Annotated in this window: 9 protein-coding genes; 5 read left to right on the forward strand and 4 right to left on the reverse strand. The window is 71.6% G+C overall.

Annotation, left to right across the window (positions count from 1 at the left end; translation table 11 throughout):
* Nucleotides 1-358 precede the first annotated feature (358 nt).
* On the reverse strand, nucleotides 359-1,804 hold the full coding sequence (locus ACFW2Y_RS31675) for an MFS transporter (protein WP_384885952.1): 1,446 nt from the start codon (nucleotides 1,802-1,804) through the stop codon (nucleotides 359-361).
* A gap of 117 nt (nucleotides 1,805-1,921) precedes the next feature.
* On the opposite strand from ACFW2Y_RS31675, the gene ACFW2Y_RS31680 reads away from it, so the two are divergent.
* Nucleotides 1,922-2,389 carry a MarR family winged helix-turn-helix transcriptional regulator gene (locus ACFW2Y_RS31680; RefSeq protein WP_384885953.1) on the forward strand — a complete coding sequence of 156 codons (468 nt, stop codon included), beginning with the start codon at nucleotides 1,922-1,924 and terminating at the stop codon, nucleotides 2,387-2,389.
* A gap of 96 nt (nucleotides 2,390-2,485) precedes the next feature.
* On the opposite strand, the gene ACFW2Y_RS31685 is transcribed toward ACFW2Y_RS31680, so the two are convergent.
* Complete coding sequence (locus tag ACFW2Y_RS31685) at nucleotides 2,486-2,854, reverse strand: YrdB family protein (protein ID WP_384885955.1); 369 nt, start codon at nucleotides 2,852-2,854, stop codon at nucleotides 2,486-2,488.
* Between the two features lie 570 nt (nucleotides 2,855-3,424).
* Here ACFW2Y_RS31685 and ACFW2Y_RS31690 point away from each other — a divergent pair.
* From ACFW2Y_RS31690 to ACFW2Y_RS31700, 3 genes are all read left to right on the forward strand, one after another.
* Nucleotides 3,425-5,215, forward strand: coding sequence for a S8 family serine peptidase (locus tag ACFW2Y_RS31690; protein WP_384885964.1), 1,791 nt, complete (start codon nucleotides 3,425-3,427; stop codon nucleotides 5,213-5,215).
* Nucleotides 5,216-5,425: 210 nt separating this feature from the next.
* Nucleotides 5,426-6,328 (forward strand): diiron oxygenase, encoded by a 903-nt coding sequence (locus tag ACFW2Y_RS31695; protein WP_384885957.1) that lies wholly within the window; start codon nucleotides 5,426-5,428, stop codon nucleotides 6,326-6,328.
* 33 nt (nucleotides 6,329-6,361) lie between these two features.
* Nucleotides 6,362-8,023 carry an FAD-dependent oxidoreductase gene (locus ACFW2Y_RS31700; protein WP_384885959.1) on the forward strand — a complete coding sequence of 554 codons (1,662 nt, stop codon included), beginning with the start codon at nucleotides 6,362-6,364 and terminating at the stop codon, nucleotides 8,021-8,023.
* 95 nt (nucleotides 8,024-8,118) lie between these two features.
* Here the strand turns inward: ACFW2Y_RS31700 and ACFW2Y_RS31705 are convergent, their stop codons facing one another.
* The gene (locus tag ACFW2Y_RS31705) at nucleotides 8,119-8,697 is read right to left on the reverse strand and encodes a Type-2Aa cytolytic delta-endotoxin (protein ID WP_384885960.1); all 579 of its coding nucleotides are present in this window, start codon (nucleotides 8,695-8,697) and stop codon (nucleotides 8,119-8,121) included.
* Between the two features lie 96 nt (nucleotides 8,698-8,793).
* On the reverse strand, nucleotides 8,794-9,642 hold the full coding sequence (locus ACFW2Y_RS31710) for a LysR family substrate-binding domain-containing protein (protein ID WP_384885961.1): 849 nt from the start codon (nucleotides 9,640-9,642) through the stop codon (nucleotides 8,794-8,796).
* A gap of 63 nt (nucleotides 9,643-9,705) precedes the next feature.
* On the opposite strand from ACFW2Y_RS31710, the gene ACFW2Y_RS31715 reads away from it, so the two are divergent.
* A complete protein-coding gene (locus ACFW2Y_RS31715; RefSeq protein WP_384885963.1) occupies nucleotides 9,706-10,104 on the forward strand; it encodes a DUF5997 family protein in 399 nt (132 codons plus the stop codon).
* Nucleotides 10,105-10,124: the final 20 nt, after the last annotated feature.

Raw genomic sequence — 10,124 nt, forward strand, 5'->3', positions numbered from 1 at the left:
ATAACACCCCGCGGGGGGGGGGGCGCCCCGGTGGGGGTGCCCCCCCCGGGGGGGGGGGGGGGGGGGGGGGCCGGGCGGCGGGGGGGGGCCCCCGGGCCACCGCTCGGGTGCCGGCTTCCACCGCGTTCGCCGTGAGCCGGTGCAGCCCTCCGCCTCGGCCGGGCCTCCGCAGGTGCGCCGGTTCGGAGAAGCGAACGGCCTTCCGGTGCTGCCGCGGCCGGACTTCGCCCATGCCCCCGAGGCCGTGGCGTCGGGTCTTGGCCTCCTGTGAGCGCCGGCGTTCCGGCCCGGCGGGTGCTCTTCGGCTCGGCGGTCGAGGTGTGGACCCGGCGACCTGGCCGCACCGTGCCCCGTTCCGTCACGCGCGGGGCAACGATCCCTGCAGCTCGGAAGCGACGGCACGGGCCTGCAGCTGGCCCCTGGCCGGGATGAGCGCGGCAATCACGGCGGCGACGAGGCCGACCCCGCAGCCGACGAGCATGGCGACCCGGAAGCCGTTCTCGGAAGGCAGCACGCGGCCGCCGAGGGGGGTCGTCATCTGGGCGAGGACGACTCCGATGACGGCTGCTGCGGCGGAGGTGCCGATCGAACGCATCAGGGTGTTGAAGCTGTTGGCGGAGGCCGTCTCCCGCTGCGGGACCGCGCCCATGACGAGGGCCGGCATGGCTCCGTAGGCGAGTCCGACTCCGGTGTTGCAGATGAGGGTGACGACCAGCAGGCCCCAGGTGGAACCCATCAGGGCGAGGGAGGAGCCGTATCCGGCGGAGATGACGAGCGCGCCGACGGAGAGTGTGGTCTTGGGACCGCGGGCAGCCGAGAGCCTGGCCCCGAGGGGGGCCAGGAGCATCATCATCAGGCCGGCCGGGGCCATCCAGAGTCCCATGGCCATCATCGACTGTCCGAGCCCGTAGCCGGTCGCCTCGGGCAACTGGAACAGTTGGGGAACGACCAGCGACTGCGCGTACAGGGCGAATCCGACCAGGACCGAGGCCACGTTCGTCATCAGGACGACCGGGCGGGCGGTGATGCGCAGGTCGACGAGCGGGTCGGTGATGCGCAGCTCCCAGACACCCCAGGCCGACAGGACGACGACCGCCGCGGCGAACAGACCGAGGGTGGTGCCGCTGCCCCAGCCCCAGGCCGCTCCCTTGGAGACCGCGAGCAGCAGGGAGACGAGCCCGATGCCGAGGCCGAGGGCGCCCGGCAGGTCGAAGCGGCCGGGGGCGACGCCCCGCTGCCCGGCAGGGACGACGCGCCCGATCAGAACGCCGACGAGGAGGCTCAGTCCGGCAGCGACCCAGAACAACACGCGCCAACTGGCGTGCTCGGCAACGGCGGCGGAGAAGGGCAGGCCGAGCGCCCCGCCCACCCCCATGGAAGCGCTCATCAGGGCGATGGAGCCACCGAGCTTCTCGGGCGGCAGGACGTCGCGGAGCAGGCTGATGCCAAGTGGCACGACCCCCATGCCGAGGCCCTGGAGTCCGCGGCCGATGACCATCGGGGCGACCGAGGAGGCGAGGGCGCAGACGATCGAGCCGAGGACGAGGGGGACCACGGAGGCGAGCAGGACCCGCCGCTTCCCGAGCGTGTCCCCGAGCCGGCCGGCAACGGGGGTGGCGACCGCTCCCGCGAGCAGAGTGGCGGTGATCACCCAGGAGGCGTCGGCGGCATCGGTGCCGAGCAGCTTCGGCAAGTCGCCGATGAGCGGGACCACCAGGGTCTGCATGAGCGCGGCGACGATGCCGGCGAGCGCGAGGACGCCGACGACGCCTCCGGGTCGGACATCGGCTGGGGAGCCGTCCACGTTTTCTCCTCGGTTCTTCGGGATGACGCCATCCCGCCTGTGCATCATGCACACCAATGGCTTCATACACAAGTCATGCATGATGCATACTCGCGGATCGCGGGAGAGAATGGCGCCATGGACAAGCCCGTGGACAAGCCCACCCATCTGGTCGAGTTCGAGACCATGCTGCTCGGCCGGCACTCCCACCTCTACGCGCCGCGGCCGCGCGCGGCCGGCGGCAACCTGGACCGCAGCGCCTACGTCCTGCTGAGCCGCATCCGCATGCACGGCCCGATGTCCATCGGGCAACTCAGCGAGGCCTTCGGCCTCGACGCCTCCACCCTCAACCGGCAAACGGCCGCGATGCTCCGCTCCGGAGTCGTGGAACGCATCCCGGACCCGGACGGCGGCATCGCCCGCAAGTTCCGGATCACGAAGGAGGGAGAGCGCCGCCTCCGGGCCGACCGGAACGCGAACATCGAGGGCCTGGAGCGGGTGATGGAAGACTGGTCCCCCGAGGACGTGGACCGCTTCGCCGGCTACCTGGAACGCTTCAACCGGGACATCGAGCGCCTCGAAGGCCGCCCCTGGCCGCGCCCTTGAGCGGCGACCCGCGAAGGACGACCACGGTCCCGAAACCCGGCCCCCGAAGCCCCCTGCCGACCGCCCCGAAGGCCGATTCCCCCGGCGGGGCCGCGCTCAACCACCACGGTGCATCGCGGCCCGCCGGTCCATCGACGCCAGGGTGGTGTTGAGGAGCGCCACGAGGGCGAAGGCGACGGCCCACTCCGACCGACCCAGACCGTGGAGCGCGACCGCCGCCGCGCCGAAGACCAGGGCCTTCACCGCCAGGACCCCTGCAAGGGGCAGGGTGACCCGGGCCTTGGGCGAGGCGAACAGGCCCCAGAGGAGGGCGGCCGCCGCCGGCGCGACGAACGCCGACGACAGTCGGAGCAGCAGGCCCTCCGGGATGCCCCACCCCCACCAGGCCAGGGCGGCCAGAGCGGCGAGTTCCAGCACGAACGCCATGCCTTCGTTGAGGACGTGCAGCGGGCCGGGCAGCTTCACGGGGAATCCTTCGACATCGATCACGCATGCGGCAGCCCGATCGTAGACGCCCCTTCGGACGTCCACCCCGTGAGTTTCCGCGGTGACGACTCGCTCCCGAAGCAAGGCACTTCGGTTTTCGGGCAAGGCACTTCGGGAAGCGACTCCCGCACGGACGCACCCGACCGCCACCACCGGCCCCTGCGGCAAGCACCGCCCCCGGATGACCCCGACGGTCGACACGGGCGGCCCCGCGCCCGCAATCGGGCCGCCCGGCGGACGCGAGCACCCCGTACGCCGGCGCACCATCTGCCCGAACAACACCCGGAGCAGGGCGAGAACGAACGGGACGAATCACCGATCCGTTCACCTTCCCGACCCGAAAAGATCAACAGTGCATCACATGGACAGGCTTTTCGGACAGAACGCTTCCCTCCGCGCGATGAGTCTGGGATCTTGCCTCCACCCCACACATCACAGGGCCCGGCAGGCGTCACACGCGTCACCGGGCCATCGGAGGACGCATTGTTTTCCCTCATATCCACCCGGTCGATAACCTCGACCCTCGCCGTCACGGCCCTCGGGACGACCGTGGCGCTCGCCGGCCCCGGCGGATTCGCCCATGCAGCACCGTCGGACACCGCGCCCGTCGCGGTCACTTCGGCGGGGGCGACGACGGTGACGACGAACACCGCAGCACCGGCAGCCGGCAGGACTGCCGCCAAGCCCGCGGCGCAGACCGCCTGGGCCGCCGGCACCCGCGCGTACCTGGTGATCACCGCCCCCGGCGGAACCTCGGCCGTCAGCAGCGCCGTGGCGAGCAACGGCGGTTCGGTCTTCGCGACCTATGACGCGATCGGTGTGATCGTGGCGCACTCGACGTCCGGTTCGTTCGCCGGCTCGATGCGGACGGTCAGCGGCGTCCAGCAGGTCGGCGCGACCCGGACGTCCGACGTCCCCGCCGACGCCTACGACCCGGCGCTCCCGGCCAACCCGGCGCAGTCCACGACCACCCTGACCGAGTCCAACCGCTGGGACATGACCCAGATCAAGGCCGACCAGGCCTGGGCGGTCACCACCGGTTCGGCGTCGGTGAAGGTCGGCGTCCTCGACACCGGCGTGGACGACCAACACCAGGACATCGCACCCAACTTCAACGCCGCCGACTCCGCCTCCTGCGCCTACGGCAAGGCGGACACCCGCACGGGCGCGTGGCGCGACATCGGCACCCACGGCACGCACGTCGCGGGCACGATCGCGGCGGCGAAGAACGGCAAGGGCGTCGTCGGAGTCGCTCCGGGCGTGAAGATCTCCTCGGTCCGCATCGCCGAGCCGAACAGCAGCCTGTTCTTCGCGGAGAACACCATCTGCGGCTTCATGTGGGCCGGTGACCACGGCTTCAAGGTCACCAACAACAGCTACTACACGGACCCGTGGCAGTTCAACTGCCCGGACAACGTGGACCAGGCCGCCATCATCGAGGGCGTCCGCCGGGCCCAGGAGTACGCCGAGGGCAAGGGGTCGCTCCAGGTGGCCGCCGCCGGCAACTCCAACTACGACCTGGCGAACAAGACGACCGACTCCGAGAGCCCCAACGACTCGACCCCGGTCACCCGCACCCTCACCAACGCCTGCATCGACATCCCGACCGAGCTGCCGGGCGTCGTCACGGTCGCCGCACAGGCCAGCGGCGGCGCCAAGGCCTCGTACTCGAACTTCGGCAACGGCGTCATCGACATCGCCGCGCCGGGCGGCGATGGATCCACCCAGGTGTACTCCACGCTCCCGGGCGGCAAGTACGGCAGCAAGAGCGGCACTTCGATGGCCTCCCCGCACGTGGCCGGCGTCGCCGCCCTGATCGCCAGCGTGAACCCGACCTTCACCCCGGCGCAGATCCGCGACCAGCTCGCCGCGCAGGCCACCGACCGGGCGTGCCCCTCGGACTCCCGCTGCACGGGCACCACGGCCAAGAACGGCTTCTTCGGCGAGGGCGCGGTCGACGCCCTGAAGGCCGTCGGCGGCTTCACCCCGCCCCCCGGAACGTACTTCGAGAACCTGACGGACGTCGCGATCTACGACAACACCACGGTCGAGAGCCCGATCACGGTGAGCGGCGTGGCGGGCAACGCCCCGGCCGACCTCAAGGTCGGCGTCGACATCAAGCACACCTACATCGGCGACCTGAAGGTCGACCTGGTGGCTCCGGACGGCACCGTGTACACGCTGCACAACCGCTCGGGCGGCAGCACGGACGACATCGTCCAGACCTACACGATCGACGCCTCGTCGGAGGTCGCGAACGGCACCTGGAAGCTCCGCGTGAACGACAACGCGAGGCGGGACACGGGCCGGATCGACGCATGGAACCTGACCTTCTCATAAGCGCCTTCCGCATCGCGTGACCCCTGAGACGGGGCCGGAGCCACCAGGGCTCCGGCCCCGTTCGCGCGTCCGCTGCGGGTCCGGGAGAAAAAGTCCGTACCGGGGGGTAGGCCTCCCCCGGGCGCTTGCTATACGTTCCGTCTAACAAGCTTGCTAGACGCGATGTCTAACAAGAGCCCGAGCCGCACGCGCGACCCAAGGAGCCGCACCATGGCAAGCAGCACCGTTCGCCCGGACAACGAAGACCACGACGTCGCCGCGCGGCTGCTCCTGTCGGCCGCCAAGCTCTCGTACGACCCCGCCGTCGAGGTGGACTGGGACACCCCCCTCGACAAGGACTTCCACGGCCAGAGCCCGGAGTGGAACAGCCTGTACGGGACGGCCTACTGGAACGAGATGACCGAGGAACAGCGCAAGGAGCTGACCCGCCAGGAGTCCGCCTCGGTGGCCAGCACCGGCATCTGGTTCGAGATGATCCTCCAGCAGATGGTGCTGCGCGACATGTACGCCAAGGACCCCACCGACCCGCGGTTCCAATGGGCCCTCACCGAGATCGCGGACGAGTGCCGCCACTCCATCATGTTCGCCCGCGGCGCCCAGAAGCTCGGCGCGCCCGCCTACCGCCCCAAGCGCGCGGTGCTCGAACTGGGCCGGGCCTTCAAGACCGTCGGCTTCGGGGAGGCCGCCTACGCCGGCATCCTGGTCGCCGAAGAGGTCCTCGACGTCATGCAGCGCGACTGGATGCGCGACGAGCGGGTCGTCCCCTTCGTCCGCACCATCAACAACATCCACGTCGTCGAGGAGTCCCGGCACATGAAGTTCGCCCGGGACGAGACCCGCCGCCACCTGGCGCACGCGGGCCCGGCGCGCCGTCACTTCCACGCCCTGGTCATCGCGATCGCCTCGTACTACATCGTCACCAGCCTGGTCAGCCCCGAGGTGTACGCACGGGCCGGCCTGGACCCGGTGCGCGCCCGCCGCGAAGCGGCTGCCAACGAGCACTACAAGGCGCAGATGCGGGCCAGTTGCGCCGGACTCATGGAATTCCTCGCCTCGGCCCGTCTGCTGACCCGGCCCGCGCTCTTCTTCTACAAGCGCGCGAACCTCATCTGATCCCCTCCCGAAGATCCGAGCTGAGCCGACGACATGACCTACGCCATCACCCAGACCTGCTGCAACGACGCCACCTGCATCGCCGTCTGCCCGGTCAACTGCATCCACCCGACGCCGGACGAACCGGACTTCGGCACCACGGAGATGCTCTACATCGATCCGAGGAGCTGCATCGACTGCGGCGCCTGCGCCGATGCCTGCCCCGTCGACGCGATCTTCCCCGCCGACCGTCTCGCCGGGCGCCTGCGCGAGTACGAGGGGATCAACGCCGCCTACTACGCGGACCGCACGCCCGCCCCGGTCCTGGCCTCGCCCAACTTCCACACCTGGGGCGAGCCGGCCTTCGACCGCTCGATCCCCGCCGACTTCGCACCGATCCGGGTCGCGATCGTCGGCACCGGACCGGCCGGCATGTACGCCGCCGAAGACCTCCTGCTGCACACCAATGCCGAGGTGACGCTGATCGACCGGCTGCCGGTCGCCGGCGGACTGGTCCGCTACGGCGTGGCACCGGACCACCCGGCGACCAAGGGAGCCGGGGAGGCCTTCGCCCGCTTCCACGGCCACCCCCGGGTCCAGGTGCGCCTCGGGGTCGAGGTCGGCCGGGACGTCACCACCGAGGAGCTCGCCGCACACCACCACGCGGTGGTCTACGCAGTGGGCGCGTCCTCCGACCGACGGCTCGGCATCCCCGGCGAGAACCTGCCGGGCAGCGTCTCGGCGACCTCCGTCGTCTCCTGGTACAACGCGCACCCGGAGACGGCGGCGGACGCCGTCCGGTTCCCCACCGAACGGGTCGTCGTGGTGGGCACCGGCAACGTCGCCCTCGACGTCGCCCGCGTCCTCGTGACGGATCCCGAGGACCTCGCCCGCACGGATATCGCCGACCACGCCCTCACCGCCCTGCACGACGCGCGGGTCCGCGAGGTGGTGCTGCTCGGCCGCCGGGGTCCCGAGGACGCCGCGTACACCACCTCCGAACTCCTCGCCCTGAAGCACCTGCCCGGAGTCGACCTGGTCGTCGACGACGCGGACCCCCGTACGGGCGCGGCGATCGATGCTGCAGGGCCGCGCGCGAAGGCGGCGCTCCTCCGGGGCCTGGCGCGGGAGGCGGTGGACTGGGCTGCGGCCCCGCCGCGGAGCCGGCGTCGGATCGTGCTCCGCTTCCACTCCGCCCCGGTCGAGGCGCTCGGCGACGACGCCGTGCGGGCGGTCCGGGTGACGGAGGGGGGAACGACCGCCGCCACCGAGATCGGTACGGGGCTGCTGGTGCGGGCCGTCGGTTACCGGGGCGTGCCGTTGGCGGGGCTGCCGTTCGAGGAGTCGACCGGCACCGTGCCGCACGCGTCCGGGCGGGTGGTCGGGGCGCCCGGCAACTACGTCGTCGGCTGGATCAAGCGCGGTCCTTCGGGCGGCATCGGAGCCAACCGGTCGTGCGCGGAGGAGACGGTCGGAGCGCTGCTCTCGGATGCGGTCGACGGGAGGCTGCCGGCGCCCACGGGGACCTCCCGGGACTTCCGGCGGCTCCTTCGGGAGCGGGTCGGGCGGGGGCTCGTCGACGCACGCGGCCTGGCGTCGATCGAGCGGGCCGAACGGGCGCGGGGCCGGAAGGCGGGGCGCCCCCGGGTGAAGCTCGCCACGGTGCCGGAGCTGGTCGCGGCGGCGGGCGGCGGGCGGCTGCGACTGTCGGGCTGAGCAGGAACGGCGGGACCGCTGGGGTCCGGCCCGGGACGGCGGGACCGCTGGGGTCCGGCCCGGGACGGCGGGCCGGTGCGAACGGGCCGCTCCGGTCAGACGGAGACGCTCAGGGCCTGACGGAGCACGATCGCGTTGAGCCGCACCGCGAACGGCACGACGTCGGTCAGTTCGAGCACGAGCACCTCGGCCTTCGGCAGCTCGACGGTCACGTCGACGCAGAAGGCCAGGGCGTACAGGTGCTCCCCGGTCTCCTCGTCCTGGAGGGCGAAGAACAGGTCCCGGTAGAAGCGGGTGCGGTGCTCGGACTCCTCGTAGAAGGAGAGTCCGGGTTCCCCCTGTTGGCCGGCGAGGCCGGTGAAGGCCCGGACGAGCTCCTGCTCGACGGTGGCCCAGAACCCGGCCTCCGCGCACTCCGCGGGCAGTGCCTGGCGGACGGCCTCCTTGAGGGAGAGGACCATCACGAGGACGGGGGCGTGTTCCTGGAGGCCCCACCCCCGGACCATCCGCACCACATCGCTGTCCGGGACGGCCGAGGCGGCCTCCCGGATCGCCTCGAAATCGAAGTTGACGGTCGCCGGGGCGATCGCCTCCTGGAACACCCGGTCGATCGACCGGGCCTGTTCGAGGTGGTCCGGTCCCACCTCGACGACGGTCCTGAAACTGGCGGCCAAAGCTCCTCCTGCACGATCTGGATGATCAGGAGCGGTCAGTATGCCGAGGGAGGAACGGACCGGTGGCGCGCGTCCGCCGTGCGGACACCGGGAGGGTCAGCCGCGTCCCCGCCGGGGCTTGCCGGCACGACCGCGCCCCGCACCACCGGTGCTCTTGCGGGAGGACGCGGGCTTCCCCCCGGTCCGGGAACCGCCGCCCGACTTCCCCGACCGCGACGGCTTGGTGGGCTTCTGCTCCCTGGGCTGCTTCTGCCCCTTCTTCTCCTCGGCGCGACGACCCCGGGTGCTGTTCACCGTGCGGCCCCGCACGATGCCGATGAACTCCTCCACCAGATCGGGGGCCTCGTCCACGGCCGGCCAGGACAGGGCCACGCGTGACTGCGGGACGTCGACGAGGGTCCGGTAGGTCAGGTCCTTGCGGTGGTGCAGGCGCGCGAGGGACTGCGGGACGGCGAGCACGCCGACCCCCGCCGCGACCAGCTCGATCGCGTCGGCGGTCGTCCCGGGGCGCTGCAGGGCGGGGCGGCCCGGCGGTCGGTCCCAGCCGAGGGTGTCGTCGAGGGGGTGCAGGACGAGCTCGTCCGCGAGGTCCTCCGCCGTCACCTCCTCCGCCGCCGCGAACAGGTGGTCCTTGGGAAAGACGACGACCGTCGTCTCCGTGTAGAGCGGAATGGCGCTGAGGTCGTCCCCGTCCACGGGAAGCCGGAGGAGACCCGCGTCGGCCGCTCCCTCCCGGAGCATCCCGAAGGCCTCGGCCGGCGTCACGGCGTGGAGGGTGAGCGGAACGTCGGGCAGGCGCTCGTTCCAGATCCGGACCCACTTCGAGGGCGTCACTCCCGGGACGTACGCGAGCCGGAACGAAGGGGTGTCCGCAGGAGGGTCCGCGGGGGTGTTCGCGGGGGAATCCGTGCGGGAGTCCGAGGAAGAAGCGTCCGTGCCTGTCACCCCGCCAGGTTACCGGTAGCCGCCCTGGTCGGAGCTCGCCCGTGCGCTCGATACCCTTGACCCATGACGTCGCACCAGAGCACCCAGACGATGAAGCCCGCGACCGCGGCGAAGAAGCTGGGTGTGTACCTCGAGGCCACCCCCGCAGAGTTCCAGGAGGGTGTCGTCTCGCGCACCGAGCTGAACGAGCTCCAGGCCAACCCGCCCGCCTGGCTCCAGGAGCTGCGCAAGAACGGTCCGCACCCCCGACCGGTGGTCGCGTCGAAGCTGGGCGTTTCCATCGCCGGCCTCGCCCGGGGCGGCATCACCGAACCGCTCACCACCGAGCAGATCGACGCGCTCAAGCAGGAACTCCCCGAGTGGCTCCAGAAGGAGCGGGCCACCCAGCTGGAGGTCCGCAAGGAGACCGTCCGGATCAAGGAGCGCAACGAGGAGCGGGCGCGCCGTCAGCAGGGCGCCTGATCGTTTCCCCACGCCGGGCC

This window comes from Streptomyces sp. NPDC058877 (assembly GCF_042742855.1).
In the GTDB taxonomy this organism is placed as follows: domain Bacteria; phylum Actinomycetota; class Actinomycetes; order Streptomycetales; family Streptomycetaceae; genus Streptomyces.

What these genes read in the sequence shown, in the direction of transcription:
- ACFW2Y_RS31695 (WP_384885957.1), top strand. Translation starts at nt 5,426, where the DNA reads ATGGCAAGCAGCACCGTTCGCCCGGACAACGAAGACCACGACGTCGCC.
- ACFW2Y_RS31715 (WP_384885963.1), top strand. Translation starts at nt 9,706, where the DNA reads ATGACGTCGCACCAGAGCACCCAGACGATGAAGCCCGCGACCGCGGCG.
- ACFW2Y_RS31680 (WP_384885953.1), top strand. Translation starts at nt 1,922, where the DNA reads ATGGACAAGCCCGTGGACAAGCCCACCCATCTGGTCGAGTTCGAGACC.
- ACFW2Y_RS31700 (WP_384885959.1), top strand. Translation starts at nt 6,362, where the DNA reads ATGACCTACGCCATCACCCAGACCTGCTGCAACGACGCCACCTGCATC.